The following is a 14,005-nucleotide window of genomic DNA, read 5'->3' on the forward strand; positions in this document are numbered from 1 at the left end:
TGCGGACGCTTGGCTGCGAGTCTAGGCGCCGCGTCGCCGCGGCGGCAGGGGCGGTCTCGGGTCAGGTGGTTCGGGGGATCAGGTGGCGCAGGGCGCGCAGGAACCGGCGGGCTCCGGACTCGCGCTGCGCCGGGAAATAGAAGTCCGGGTCGACGTGGATGAGCGGGTGAGCGGCCGCCCGTGCGGCGTCCTCTGTGCGCTGATCGTCCTGCGGCGTCATCGTCACCTCTCCTCTGTCTCGTCGTCGAGCGCTCCCCGGAAGCGAGGAACGGACCAGAATTCCATATCACGGAACCGAAGTTCTGGATAACGGAAAGCGTAACGGCGCCGCGCGACGGCGGTCAAGAGGATCGGCGGTATACCTTCCGCCCTCGGCGGTATACCTTCTGAGGGGTCGCGCCCGCCGGCTTCCGGGTTCTCGGGCGGGGCCGGCGACCCCGCCCGACGGAGGCGGACGGGGGTCAGGAGGCGGCGAGCGCGGCGATCTCCTCGACGATCTCCCGCAGGACGGGCACGGCGCGCTCGGCGAAGTCCTCGTCGACCCGCGCCACGGGCCCCGAGACCGACACCGCCGTCGGCACCGGCATGCCCGGCACCGGCATCGCGTAGCAGCGGACGCCGATCTCCTGCTCGCCGTCGTCGATGGCGAACCCGCGCTCGCGGGAGACGGCGAGGTCGGCGAGCAGGGCGTCGATCGTGGTGAGGGAGTGGGCCGTCGCGGGCGGCAGGCCGGTGCGGCCGATGATCTCGCGGACCTCGTCGTCGCCGAGCTGGGAGAGGATCGCCTTGCCCACTCCCGTCGAGTGCAGGTGCGAGCGGCGGCCGACCTCGGTGAACATCCGCATCGCGTGCGGCGACGGGGCCTGGGAGACGTAGATGACGCGGTCGCCGTCGATCGTGGCGAGGTTGGCGGTCTCGCCGAGGCGCTCCACGAGCTCCTTGAGCTGCGGCATGGCGATCTGCCCGAACTTCCGGTTCGCGACCTCGCCCAGGCGCACGAGGCGAGGACCGAGCGCGTACCGGCGGTTCGCCAGCTGACGGGCGTAGCCGAGGGACACGAGGGTGCGCAGCAGACGGTGGATCGTCGGCAGCGGCAGGTCGGCCGCGGCGGACAGCTCGCTGAGGGTGACGTCGCCGCCGGCGTCGGCGATGAGCTCGAGAAGGTCGAAGACGCGGGTGACGGACTTCACGCCGTCCGAGGGTCCAGCGGGCATGAGGGCCTTTCGTCGGGCGGGGATATCCGCATCGTGGAAGTCTTCTGTCGGACAGGCTATCCCATGTGCCGCGCGGGAATGCGAAGGCGGAGCGGCGCCGGGCCGCTCCGCCGGGGCGGGTCAGTCCGTCATGCCGCGCCGCAGCAGGCGGCCGCGGGGCGTCTCGCCGTCGACGACCTCGCCGTGCAGCCAGGTCCGCCGCACGACGCCCGCGAGCGCCTTGCCGTGGTACGGGGTGAGGGGGTTCTTGTGATGCAGCTTCGCGACGTCCACGACGAACGCGTCGTCCGCCGCGAAGATCGAGAAGTCGGCGTCGTAGCCCGGGGCGATGCGGCCTTTGCCGGTCAGTCCGGCGAACTGGGCGGGGCGGTCGCTCATCCACGACACCACCGTCTCCAGGGACAGACCGCGCTGGCGGGCCTCGGTCCAGATCAGGGACAGACCCAGCTGCAGCGACGCGACCCCGCCCCAGGCCACGGCGAAGTCCCCGTTCTCCAGGTCCTTGAGGTCGAGGGTGGAGGGGGAGTGGTCGGACACGATGAAGTCGATCGTGCCGTCCTCCAGCCCTTGCCACAGCAGCTCACGGTTGCCCGCCTCGCGGATCGGGGGGCAGCACTTGAACTGCGTGGCGCCGTGCGGGATCTCCTCGGCGGTGAGGGTGAGGTAGTGCGGGCAGGTCTCGACCGTGAGGCGGAGGCCGTCGTTCTTGGCGGAGCGCAGCATGGGGAGGGCGTCGGACGAGGACAGGTGGAGGACGTGCGCCCGTGCGCCCGTCCATCGCGCGCGCTCGATGACCTCGGCGATCGCCAGGTTCTCCGCACCGCGCGGGCGGGAGGCGAGGAACTTGGCGTAGTCGTCGCCCTCCGGGCGCGGGGCGCGATCGATGGCGCGCGAGTCCTCGGCGTGCACGATCATCACGGAGTCGAAGGAGGCCAGCTCGCGCATGTCCTTCTCCATCTCGTCCGCGTCCAGCGGAGGGAACTCGTCCACGCCCGAGTGGAGCAGGAAGCACTTGAAGCCGAAGACGCCGGCGTCGTGGAGGCCGCGCAGATCGCCGGTGTTGCCCGGGATCGCGCCGCCCCAGAAGCCCACGTCCACGTGGGTCTGGCCCTGGGCGGCCTCGCGCTTGACGTTCAGGGCCTCGACGGTGACGGTCGGCGGGATGCTGTTCAGCGGCATGTCGACGATCGTGGTGACCCCGCCGGCGGCCGCGGCGCGCGTGGCCGATGCGAAGCCCTCCCACTCGGTGCGGCCGGGCTCGTTCACGTGCACATGCGTGTCGACGAGCCCGGGGATCAGCGTCTCGTCCGCGGCGAGCTCGATGACCTCGTCACCGACGAGGCCGTTGCCCAGCGGCTGCATCGCGACGATGACGCCGTCGCGGACGCCCACCTCCCGGGGGCTGATGCCCGCCGTCGTGAGCACCCGCTCGCCGCGGATGACGAGGTCGTAGCGCTCGCCGGTGGGGTCGAGCGACGCCGCGGCGGCGTCGTCCCGTGCGGTCTCTTGCGACATGTCGCGGTCCCTTCTGCGGGCTTCCACCATACGAAACCCGGATCTCATCCAAAGAAATTAGCGCACGCCGTTCCCTCGCCCGTCAACTCCTCCTGCGCGGTCGCGATGCGGTCGCGGAGCATGGTGGCGTCCTCTCGGGGTTTGGCGTACCATTTCGCAGTGTAGAAGAAAACTTCCGCAGATCGGAAGTAATGATCCGTCCCGCCGGCCCGACGTCCGTTCCGGCCGGTTCGCGGGCCACCGCCGTCCCCGCCTCCCGAAAGAAGGCCGATCCGTGACCGATCTCTCCCTCTCCGCCTCTGTCGCCGACCTCGACGCCGAGGAGGCGGCGGAGTGGCGCGACTCCCTCGACGCGCTCGTGCAGGTGCGCGGGGCCGACAACGGCGCCGCGATCGTCCGCATGCTCGCCGATCACGCGGGGCTGCGCGCCGCGCCGATGACGACGACCGACTACGTCAACACCATCCCGGCCTCCGAGGAGCCCGGCTACCCCGGCGACGAGGAGCGGGAACGGCGGTATCGGGCCTGGATGCGGTGGAACGCGGCCGTCATGGTGCACCGCGCCCAGCGCCCCGGCATCGGGGTCGGCGGCCACATCTCCACCTACGCCGGCGCCGCCACCCTGTACGAGGTCGGCTTCAACCACTTCTTCCGCGGCAAGGACCACCCCGGCGGCGGCGATCAGGTCTTCTTCCAGGGCCACGCCTCGCCCGGCATGTACGCCCGCGCCTTCCTGGAGGGCCGCCTCACCGAGGAGGACCTCGACGGGTTCCGTCAGGAGAAGTCCCGCGAGGGCCATGCGCTGTCGTCGTACCCGCACCCGCGCCTGATGCCGGAGTTCTGGGAGTTCCCGACGGTGTCGATGGGCATCGGCCCCATGAACGCGATCTACCAGGCGCAGGCCAACCGCTACCTTCACGGCCGCGGCCTCAAAGACACCTCCGACCAGCACGTCTGGGCGTTCCTCGGCGACGGCGAGATGGACGAGCCCGAGTCCCGCGGCCTGCTGCAGCTCGCCGCCAACGACGGCCTCGACAACCTCACCTTCGTCGTCAACTGCAACCTGCAGCGCCTCGACGGCCCGGTGCGCGGCAACGGCAAGATCATCCAGGAGCTGGAGGGGTTCTTCCGCGGCGCCGGCTGGAACGTCATCAAGGTGATCTGGGGCCGGGAGTGGGACGACCTGCTCGCCCGTGACACGGACGGCGCGCTCGTCGACGTCATGAACACGACGCGCGACGGCGACTACCAGACGTACAAGGCGGAGTCGGGCGCGTTCATCCGGGAGAACTTCTTCGGACGCGACCCGCGCGCCCGCGCCCTCGTCGACGGTCTCACCGACGACGAGATCTGGGGGCTCAAGCGCGGCGGCCACGACTACCGCAAGGTGTACGCCGCCTACGCGAAGTCGCTCGAGCACAACGGCAAGCCCACCGTCATCCTCGTGAAGACCGTCAAGGGCTACGGCCTCGGCCCCCGCTTCGAGGCGCGCAACGCGACGCACCAGATGAAGAAGCTCACCCTGCAGGATCTCAAGGACTTCCGCGACCACCTGCGCGTGCCCATCACCGACGCGCAGCTCGAGGAGAACCCGTACCTGCCGCCGTACTACCACCCCGGAGCGGACGCTCCGGAGATCCAGTACCTGCAGGAGCGCCGCCGTGCCCTGGGCGGCTACCTGCCCGAGCGTCGCCCGGCCCACGAGCCCATCGCCCTGCCCGATCCGAAGGTCTTCGAGGTCGCCGCGCGCGGCTCCGGCAAGCAGGAGGCCGCGACGACCATGGCGTTCGTCCGGGTGCTGAAGGACCTCATGCGCGACAAGGAGTTCGGCCACCGCATCGTGCCGATCATCCCCGACGAGGCGCGCACGTTCGGCATGGACGCGTTCTTCCCGACGGCGAAGATCTACAACCCGAACGGGCAGAACTACCTCGCCGTCGACCGCGACATCGTGCTGTCGTACAAGGAGAGCACGTCGGGCCAGATCCTGCACGTCGGCATCAACGAGGCGGGGTCGATCGCGGCGTTCACCGCAGCAGGGACGGCCTACGCGACGCACAGGGTGCCGCTCATCCCCGTGTACGTCTTCTACTCGATGTTCGGCTTCCAGCGCACGGGCGACTCGCTGTGGGCGGCCGCCGACCAGATGGCGCGCGGCTTCCTCATCTCCGCCACCGCCGGCCGCACCACGCTCACGGGCGAGGGTCTGCAGCACGCGGACGGCCACTCGCCCCTGCTCGCGGCGACCAACCCGGCCGTCGTCACGTACGACCCCGCGTACGGCTACGAGATCGGCCACATCATGCGCGCCGGCATCGAGCGCATGTACGGCCCGGACTCCACCGACCGCAACGTCATCTACAACCTCATGGTCTACAACGAGCCGATCGTGCAGCCCGCCGAGCCGGCGGACGTCGATGTCGAGGGCATCCTGGGCGGCATCCACCGCATCTCGGCCGTGGAGAACCCGCGCACGCACCTGCTCGCCTCGGGCATCGGTGTGACCTGGGCGCTCGAGGCGCAGAAGATGCTCGCCGAGGAGTGGGGCGTGGCCGCCGACGTGTGGTCGGTCACCTCGTGGACCGAGCTGCGCCGCGACGCCGTGGCGGCGGAGGAGGACGAGTTCCTCGGGCGGGGATCGCGCACGCCGTTCCTCGTCTCGCAGCTCGCGGGGGCCGAGGGACCGATCGTCGCCGTCAGCGACTACGCGAAGGACCTGCCCGACCAGGTGCGCCAGTTCGTGAAGAACGACTGGGCGACCCTCGGCGCCGACGGCTTCGGCTTCTCGGACACCCGGGCCGCCGCCCGGCGGTTCTTCAAGATCGACGGACCGTCGATCGCGGTGCGCACGCTGCAGCTGCTCGCGAAGCGCGGAGAGGTGGACGCCGCGGCGCCCGCCCAGGCCGCCGAGCGCTACCGCCTGCTCGACGTGAACGCGGGCACCAGCGGCGGCGATGGCGAGTAGTCCCGCGCTGCGGACGGGTGAGCGCGTTTCGTCTCGCGGAGACCTGCACTGAGCGAGCGCAGCGAGTCGAAGTGTCGCTCAACGACCGGTGGTTGTCGGTCGTTGAGCGAGGAGCGCAGCGACGAGTCGAAACGTGGTGAGCGCGTTTCGTCTCGCGGCGCTCGCTCAGCGGCCGGACGGGCAGGGCTAGGCGGCGAGCTCGGCGCGGATGGCCTCCGCCGCCGAGCGCAGCAGCGGAACGGCGCGGACGGCGAACGGCTCGTCGACGCGGGAGACGGGACCGGACACCGACACCGCCGTCGGCGTGGGGGCGTCCGGCACCGCCATCGCGTAGCACCGGACCCCGATCTCCTGCTCCTGCTCGTCGATCGAGTACCCCCGCTCGCGGATCCGTTCGAGCTCGGCCAGCAGCACATCGATCGACCCGATGCTGTGGTCGGTCGGAGTGGGCATGCCGGCACGCGCCACGATCCCGCGCACGGCGTCGTCGGGGAGCTGCGCGAGGATCGCCTTGCCCACACCGGTGTCGTGCAGGTGCGCGCGGCGGCCCACCTCGGTGAACATGCGCATGGAGTGCGGGGACGGGACCTGCGCGACGTAGACGACCATGTCGCCGTCGAGCACCGCCATGTTCGCGCTCTCGCCGAGCTCGTCGACGAGCCGCGCGAGCTGGGGGCGGGCCAGGGCGCCGAACTGGCGCGAGGCCCCCTCGCCGATCCGGATGAGCAGCGGTCCCAGGGCATAGCGCCGGTTCGGGAGCTGGCGCATGTACCCGAGGGAGACGAGCGTGCGCAGCAGCCGGTGGATGGTCGGCAGCGGCAGGGCGGTCGACGCGGCGAGCTCGCTGAGGGTCACGTCGCCCCCGGCGTCGGTCACCAGCTCGAGGATCTCGAACACGCGCTCGACGGAGCGCACCCCGGCGCCGGCCTCGGTCGAGGTCTTGGTCTCCGTCATCGGGTCTCCTCTGGACGGTCGTCGTGTCGTTCAATCCTTCCACAATGCGGTAGCAATCCTTCGGAATCCGAAAATTGGCATACCAAGAGCTTGCGGAGAATTTCCGCATCGTAGATAATTGACTCCACCAGGCGAAATGAATGGACGTTCGTCGGGAGACTGTGGTGGTGGCCGGGAGGCGACGCACCTCGAAGAGGAGGAAACATGGCGAATCCGGGACCCGGGAACTCGATCACGCTGCGGATCGACGCACCGTCGAACTTCAGCGTCACGAGCGAGCTCGCCGCCGCCGCGGCGGGAGCGGGGGCCGCAGTCACCGCGCTCGACGTGGTCGAGTCCCATCCGGCGTCGATCGTCGTGGACCTCACGTGCAACACCACCGACGAGGAGCACGCGGAGCGCATCCGCGACGCGGTCCAGGCGCTGGACGGCGTCGCGGTGCGCCAGGTCAGCGACCGCACCTTCCTCATGCACCTGGGCGGCAAGCTCGAGGTCGTTCCGCGGGTGGCACTGCGCAATCGCGACGACCTGTCCCGGGCGTACACGCCGGGCGTCGCCCGCGTCTGCACAGCGATCGCCGAGGACACGGCCAAGGCGCGAAAGCTCACGGTCAAGCGCAACACCATCGCCGTGGTCACGGACGGCACCGCGGTGCTGGGGCTCGGCGACATCGGCCCGGAGGCGGCGCTGCCGGTCATGGAGGGGAAGGCGGCCCTGTTCAAGCAGTTCGCCAACGTCGACGCGTGGCCGGTCTGCCTGGACACGAAGGACACCGAGGAGATCATCCGCACGGTCAAGGCCATCGCGCCCGTGTACGGCGGGGTGAACCTGGAGGACATCGCGGCGCCGCGGTGCTTCGAGATCGAGGCGCGCCTGCGCGAGGAGCTGGACATCCCGGTCTTCCACGACGACCAGCACGGCACCGCCATCGTCACCCTCGCGGCGCTGCGCAACGCGCTGCGGGTGGTCGGCAAGACCATCGGCGACGTCCGCATCGTCGTGTCCGGCGTGGGCGCCGCGGGCAACGCCATCGTGCAGCTGCTGCTGGCCGAGGGCGCGGTCGACATCGTCGCCTGCGGCCGCGACGGCGCGATCCACGCCGGCGCCGAGTACGCCGACGCGCACCGCGTCGAGCTCGCCGCGACGACGAACCCGCGCGGATTCCGGGGCACCCTCAAGGAGGCGTTGGTCGGGGCCGACGTCTTCATCGGCGTCAGCGCGCCGAACATCCTCGACGAGGCGGACATCGCCGGGATGGCCGAGAACGCGATCGTCTTCGCGATGGCCAACCCCACGCCGGAGGTGGACCCGGTCGTCGCGTCCCGCCATGCCGCGGTCGTCGCCACGGGGCGCAGCGACTTCCCCAACCAGATCAACAACGTCCTCGCCTTCCCGGGCGTCTTCCGCGGCCTGCTGGACGCCGGGGTGTCGGAGGTGACCACGCCTATGCTGGTCGCGGCGGCGGAGGCGATCGCCGACCGCGTCGGCGAGGACGAGCTCAACGCGAGCTTCATCATCCCGAGCGTGTTCGATCCCCTCGTCGCGGGCGCCGTCGCCGACGCGATCGTGCGCTCGTCCGAGTCCGCCGCGTCCGAGAAGGAGTGACCGTGCCCGACATCCGCACCACCGCGTCCGCGGTCGACCGCGCCGAGGAGATCCTGACCCCGGACGCGCTCGCGTTCGTCGCCGCGCTGCACGAGCGCTTCGCCTCGCGCCGGGACGAGCTCCTGGCCGCCCGCGCCGACGCCCGCGCCGCCGCCTCCGCCGCCGGCCGACTGGACTTCGCGGCGGACACGGCCGCGATCCGCTCCGGCGACTGGCGCGTGGCCGAGGCGCCCGAGGCCCTGCGCGACCGCCGCGTGGAGATCACCGGCCCCGCGACGCCCGCCAAGATGGCCATCAACGCGCTCAACTCCGGGGCGAAGGTCTGGCTCGCCGACCTCGAGGACGCGAGCACGCCGCACTGGCACAACGTCGTCGACGCGCAGGTGGTCCTGCGCGACGCGGCGCGAGGCACCCTCGCGCACACCTCGCCGGAGGGCAAGGAGTACCGCCTGCGCGAGGACGCGCCGCTCGCCGTCGTCGTCGTCCGCCCGCGCGGATGGCACATGGACGAGCGCCACATCACGATCGACGGCGTTCCCGCCGTGGGGGCGCTCGTGGACTTCGGTCTGCACTTCTTCCACAACGCGTCCGTGCTGTCGGCTTCCGGACAGGGACCGTTCTACTACCTCCCGAAGATGGAGAGCCGCCTCGAGGCGCGGCTGTGGAACGATGTGTTCGCCTTCGCGCAGGAGCAGCTCGGGATCCCGTACGGCACGGTGCGTGCCACCATGCTCATCGAGACCATCCCGGCGGCGTTCCAGATGGAGGAGATGCTCTACGAGCTGCGCGATCACGCGTCGGGCCTGAACGCGGGTCGCTGGGACTACCTCTTCAGCGTCATCAAGTACTTCCGCGACGCGGGGGAGCGGTTCGTCCTGCCAGACCGGGCGAGCGTGGCGATGACGGCGCCATTCATGCGCGCCTACACCGAGCTGCTGGTCCGCACCTGTCACCGCCGCGGCGCCTTCGCGATGGGCGGGATGGCCGCGTTCATCCCGAACCGGCGGGACCCGCAGGTCACGGAGGCGGCGATCGCCAAGGTGCGCGCGGACAAGACGCGCGAGGCGGACGACGGGTTCGACGGGTCCTGGGTCGCACACCCGGATCTCGTCCCGGTCTGCCGCGAGGTGTTCGACGCCGTGCTCGGCGACCGTCCGAACCAGCTCGACCGGCTCCGGGAGGACGTCTCGGTCACCGCGGATCAGCTCCTCGACGTCGCGTCGGCGGGCGGCGAGGCCACCGAGGCGGGGCTCCGGACGAACCTCTATGTCGCGGTCGCCTACACCGCCGTGTGGCTGTCCGGGAACGGCGCCGTCGCGATCCACAATCTGATGGAGGATGCGGCGACGGCCGAGATCTCCCGCTCCCAGATCTGGCAGCAGGTCCGGGTGGGGACGACGCTCGCGGACACGGGTCGCGTGGTGACCCCGGCCCTGGTCGAGGAGCTCCTCGCCGAGGAGGTCGACCGCCTGCGCGGCGAGGTCGACGAGGCGGCGTTCGCGGAGTTCTACGAACCGGCCGCCCGTCTCGTCCGCGACCTCTGCCTGGAGGACGAGTACGTCGACTTCCTCACGACCGCCGCATACGAGCTGGTGAGCTGATGGCCGCGACGCTGAACGAGCAGGACCTCGCGGAGATCGACGCGCGTCTGGCCGACACCGACGCGCTGCTGCGCACCGCCTACCCGGGCGACGACGGCACGCGCCAGCCCGTGCACACCCTCTACGTCCCGGCGGACCGGTTCCGGCCGGGCCTCGCCGACGCTCTGGGCGCGGACGCCGTCGCGGCCGTGCGGTCCTTCGGGGGCACCGCGGCGCTCGCCGACGCGGTGGGTCTCGGGCACCTCGCCGAGGATCTCGCGCCACTCGTGGACGCCAAGCTCCGCCGCGAGCCCGTCGAGGACCTGCGGCTGGACTTCGAGGACGGCTACGGCGCGCGGCCGGACGACGAGGAGGACGCGGACGCGGTCCTCGCCGCCGAGCGCGTGGCCGAGGCGGTCGCCGCGGGCACCGCACCGCCGTTCATCGGGATCCGGTTCAAGTGCTTCGAGGCGCCGACGCGGCGCCGCGGCATCCGCACCCTCGATCTGTTCCTCACCACGCTCGTCGCGAACGGCGGGCTCCCGGACGGCCTCGTGCTGACCCTGCCGAAGGTCACCACTGTCGCCCAGATCGAGGCGATGGTGGCGCTGTGCGAGGCGTTCGAGGAGCGGCTGGGGCTGGCTCCGGGCCGTCTCCGGTTCGAGGTGCAGATGGAGACGCCCCAGCTCATCGTGGCGGCGGACGGGACCGTGCCGGTCGCCGCCCTGCTGCACCGGGCACCCGGCCGCATCACCGCCCTGCACTACGGCACCTACGACTACAGCGCCTCCCTGCAGATCGCGGCGGCGTACCAGTCGATGGAGCATCCGGCGGCGGACTACGCCAAGCAGGTGATGCAGGTCGCGGTCGCCGAGACCGGCATCCGGCTGTCCGACGGGTCCACCAACGTCATCCCGGTGGGGGACCCCGACCACGTGCGCGAGGCCTGGCGCCTGCACGCCCGCCTCGTCCGGCGCTCGCTGGAACGCGGCTACTACCAGGGGTGGGACCTGCACGCGGCCCAGCTGCCGACGCGGTACCTCGCGACCTACGCCTTCTACCGGGAGGGGTTCGCGTCGGCGGCCGCACGGCTGCGCAACTACCTGCACGGCGGGGACGAGGCGATCATGGACGAGCCGGCCACGGCCCGCGCGCTCGCCCGCTTCGTCGTCCGCGGCGTGGAGTGCGGGGCGATCACCGAGGACGAGCTGCAGGGCGCCGCCGGGTCCTCGCGGGAGGCCCTGATCCGCCTCGCGCACCCGAAGCTCGCCCTGTCCGACAAGGAGGACCGATGACGTACACGTACTACACCCCGGCCGGCGGGCTGCCCCCGCAGACGGCTCTGCTGACCGACCGCGCGATCGTGAAGCTCGCCTACACCGTCATCCCGAAGGGCGTGCTGCGCGACATCGTCACCAGCACCCTCCCGGGCTTCACGAACACGCGCGCGTGGATCATCGCGCGCCCGACGCCGAGCTCGGCCACGACGTTCTCGCAGCTCATCGTGGAGATCGCCCCCGGCGGCGGTGCGGCGAAGCCCGAGGCGGAGGCGGGGGTCGAGGGCGTGGTGTTCGTGACCGCCGGATCCCTCACCCTGACGCTGGAGGGCGAACGCCACGTCCTCGAGCCCGGCGGGTACGCGTTCCTCGCCCCGGGCGCCGACTGGTCGCTGGCCAACGAGGGCGAGGAGCTCACGAGCTTCCACTGGATCCGCAAGGCCTACGAATACCTCGACGGCGTGCCGGCTCCCGCGTCCTTCGTCACGCGCGACCAGGACGTCGAGCCGGTGCCGATGGTGGGGACCGACGCGTGGGCCACGACGCGCTTCACCGACTCGAGCGACATCGCGCACGACATGCAGGTGAACATCGTCACCTTCAAGCCGGGGGGCTCCATCCCGTTCGCGGAGACGCACGTCATGGAGCACGGCCTGTTCGTGCTCCAGGGGAAGGCCGTGTACCGCCTCAACGACGACTGGGTCGAGGTGGAGGCCGGCGACTACATGCTGTTGCGTGCCTTCTGCCCGCAGGCCTGCTACGCGGGCGGCCCGGAGGACTTCCGCTACCTGCTCTACAAGGACATGAACCGCCAGATCGCGCTCACCTGAGCCGATGCGCCCCGAGCCGTCGGGGTCCCGGAGCCTCCGGGACTCCGACGGCTTCGTCGTTCCCGCCGAGGCTGGCCGCCAGCCCCGGGCGCGGGGTGGCACGGCGGCGGGCGGCCGTGGCGGCGGGAGACGCGGCCGACCCTTGACGGCGGGCGGGTGACTCCGTAAGCTTTCGTCTAGTAAAAGTTCTCTTCCGAATAGTGGAAGTCAGGGCGATGAAGGGACCTCGACGATGACGTATACCGTGAACTGCTCGATCCTCCTCACGGAGCTGCCGCTGCTCGAGCGGCCGGCGGCGGCCAAGGCGGCCGGCTTCGACGCGGTCGAGTTCTGGTGGCCCTTCGCCACGGCCGTCCCGGCGGACGCCGACGTCGACGCGTTCGTCTCCGCGATCCGCGACGCGGGCGTGCAGCTGACCGGGCTGAACTTCTTCGCGGGCGACATGCCCGCCGGCGACCGCGGCCTCGTCTCCTGGCCCGCCCGCTCGGCGGAGTTCCGGGACAACCTCGCGGTCGTCGCCGGGATCGGCGACGCTCTCGGCACGAAGGGGTTCAACGCGCTGTACGGCAACCGTGTGGACGGCGAGGACCCCGCCGCGCAGGACGACCTCGCCGTGGAGAACCTGGCGCTCGCGGCCCGGGCGGTCGCTCCGATCGGCGGCACCGTGCTCGTGGAGCCGGTCAGCGGCGCCGACCGCTATCCGCTGCGCACCGCCGCGGATGCCCTCGGCGTGATCGAGCGCGTGCGGAGCGAGCAGGGCGAGTCGAACCTGGGGCTGCTGGCCGACTTCTACCACCTGGCCGTCAACGGCGACGACGTGCCCGCGGTCATCGAGGCCCACGCGGGCGGCTTCGCCCACATCCAGATCGCCGACGCGCCGGGCCGTGGCGCTCCCGGCAGCGGGAGCGCTCCGCTGGACGACTGGATCGCCCGCAGCCGCGAGCTCGGCTACGCCGGGCCCATCGGCCTGGAGTACAAGGCTCCGCAGGAGAGCGCCTTCGACTGGATCCGCGCGGGCGCGGCCGCCCGCTGATCCGCCCAGACACCGACTCAGCAAAGGACATCGACATGACCAGCATCGCCATCATCGGCCTCGGCATCATGGGTCTGCCCATGGCCAAGAACCTCGTCAAGGCCGGCTACGACGTCACCGGGTACAACCGGAGCCAGGAGCCGATCGACGCCCTCGTCGAGGCCGGCGGCACGGGCGCGTCCGGCATCGCCGAGGCCGTCGCGGACGCGGACGTCGTCATCACCATGGTGCCCGACTCCCCGGACGTCGAGGGGGTCGTGCGCGGCGAGGACGGCGTCTTCGCAAACGCCAAGGCCGGCGCCCTCTGGATCGACAACTCCTCCATCCGTCCCGACGTCGCCAAGACGCTGGCCGAGGAGGCCGTCGCCGCCGGGCTCGGCGTCGTCGACGCCCCCGTCTCCGGCGGCGAGCAGGGCGCGATCGACGGGGTGCTCTCGATCATGGTCGGCGGCAGCGCCGAGGACTTCGCGAAGGCCGAGCCCGTGCTGAACGCGATCGGCAAGACGATCGTGCACGTCGGGCCGTCCGGCGCCGGCCAGACCGTCAAGGCGGCCAATCAGCTGATCGTGGCCGTCAACATCCAGGCGCTCGCCGAGGCGATCACGTTCCTGGAGGCCTTCGGCGTCGACACCGACGCCGCGCTGACCGTCCTCGGCGGCGGCCTCGCGGGCTCCAAGGTCCTCGATCAGAAGGGGAGGAAGATGCTCGATCGCGACTTCGCCCCCGGCTTCCGTCTCGCCCTCCACAACAAGGATCTGGGCATCGTCACCGCCGCTGCGCGCCAGGCCGGGGTCACCGTCCCGCTGGGCGCCGCGGTCGCACAGCTCGTGAACGCCCTCGTCGCCCGCGGCGACGGCGGACTCGACCACTCCGGGCTCTTCAAGCTCACCACCGAGCTCTCCGGCCGCTGAGCTCGGACGTTTCGACTCGCTTGGCTCGCTCAACGACCGGGACCGTACTTCCGTTCGTTGAGCGAGGAGCGAAGCGACGAGACGAAACGCCCCACCCGGGACCGCGTTTCGACTCGCTTGG

11 protein-coding genes are annotated in these 14,005 nt (G+C 71.2%); 7 read left to right on the plus strand and 4 right to left on the minus strand.

The window, feature by feature from the left end:
- Nucleotides 1-61: 61 nt before the first annotated feature.
- The 3 genes from K8F61_RS18175 to allB all read right to left on the minus strand — a co-directional run bounded on the left by K8F61_RS18175 (nt 62) and on the right by allB (nt 2,729).
- The gene (locus K8F61_RS18175; protein WP_157518267.1) at nt 62-220 is read right to left on the minus strand and encodes a hypothetical protein; all 159 of its coding nucleotides are present in this window, start codon (nt 218-220) and stop codon (nt 62-64) included.
- A gap of 241 nt (nt 221-461) precedes the next feature.
- Complete coding sequence (locus tag K8F61_RS18180) at nt 462-1,214, minus strand: IclR family transcriptional regulator (RefSeq protein ID WP_067248604.1); 753 nt, start codon at nt 1,212-1,214, stop codon at nt 462-464.
- 120 nt (nt 1,215-1,334) lie between these two features.
- Complete coding sequence (gene allB / locus K8F61_RS18185; RefSeq protein WP_231820178.1) at nt 1,335-2,729, minus strand: allantoinase AllB; 1,395 nt, start codon at nt 2,727-2,729, stop codon at nt 1,335-1,337.
- A gap of 274 nt (nt 2,730-3,003) precedes the next feature.
- Between allB and aceE the strand changes: the two genes are divergently transcribed.
- Nucleotides 3,004-5,694 carry a pyruvate dehydrogenase (acetyl-transferring), homodimeric type gene (gene aceE, locus K8F61_RS18190; protein WP_231820179.1) on the plus strand — a complete coding sequence of 897 codons (2,691 nt, stop codon included), beginning with the start codon at nt 3,004-3,006 and terminating at the stop codon, nt 5,692-5,694.
- 186 nt (nt 5,695-5,880) lie between these two features.
- Here the strand turns inward: aceE and K8F61_RS18195 are convergent, their stop codons facing one another.
- Nucleotides 5,881-6,648 (minus strand): IclR family transcriptional regulator, encoded by a 768-nt coding sequence (locus K8F61_RS18195; RefSeq protein WP_219086619.1) that lies wholly within the window; start codon nt 6,646-6,648, stop codon nt 5,881-5,883.
- 204 nt (nt 6,649-6,852) lie between these two features.
- On the opposite strand from K8F61_RS18195, the gene K8F61_RS18200 reads away from it, so the two are divergent.
- The 6 genes from K8F61_RS18200 to K8F61_RS18225 all read left to right on the plus strand — a co-directional run bounded on the left by K8F61_RS18200 (nt 6,853) and on the right by K8F61_RS18225 (nt 13,884).
- The gene (locus K8F61_RS18200; RefSeq protein ID WP_219086621.1) at nt 6,853-8,253 is read left to right on the plus strand and encodes an NAD-dependent malic enzyme; all 1,401 of its coding nucleotides are present in this window, start codon (nt 6,853-6,855) and stop codon (nt 8,251-8,253) included.
- Entirely contained in the window at nt 8,250-9,854 is a 1,605-nt protein-coding gene (gene aceB / locus K8F61_RS18205; RefSeq protein ID WP_418888056.1) for a malate synthase A, read from the plus strand. Before K8F61_RS18200 ends, aceB begins: the two co-directional genes overlap by 4 nt.
- The gene (locus tag K8F61_RS18210) at nt 9,854-11,128 is read left to right on the plus strand and encodes a DUF6986 family protein (RefSeq protein WP_231820181.1); all 1,275 of its coding nucleotides are present in this window, start codon (nt 9,854-9,856) and stop codon (nt 11,126-11,128) included. The genes aceB and K8F61_RS18210 overlap by 1 nt, the downstream gene beginning before the upstream one ends.
- Nucleotides 11,125-11,940, plus strand: coding sequence for a bifunctional allantoicase/(S)-ureidoglycine aminohydrolase (locus K8F61_RS18215; protein ID WP_067249464.1), 816 nt, complete (start codon nt 11,125-11,127; stop codon nt 11,938-11,940). The genes K8F61_RS18210 and K8F61_RS18215 overlap by 4 nt, the downstream gene beginning before the upstream one ends.
- Before the next feature lie 232 nt (nt 11,941-12,172).
- Nucleotides 12,173-12,973, plus strand: coding sequence for a hydroxypyruvate isomerase family protein (locus tag K8F61_RS18220; protein ID WP_067249467.1), 801 nt, complete (start codon nt 12,173-12,175; stop codon nt 12,971-12,973).
- A gap of 35 nt (nt 12,974-13,008) precedes the next feature.
- On the plus strand, nt 13,009-13,884 hold the full coding sequence (locus tag K8F61_RS18225) for a 2-hydroxy-3-oxopropionate reductase (RefSeq protein WP_067249471.1): 876 nt from the start codon (nt 13,009-13,011) through the stop codon (nt 13,882-13,884).
- Nucleotides 13,885-14,005 lie beyond the last annotated feature (121 nt).

The organism is Microbacterium resistens, assembly GCF_021172025.1.
GTDB classification, from domain to species: Bacteria; Actinomycetota; Actinomycetes; order Actinomycetales; family Microbacteriaceae; genus Microbacterium; species Microbacterium resistens.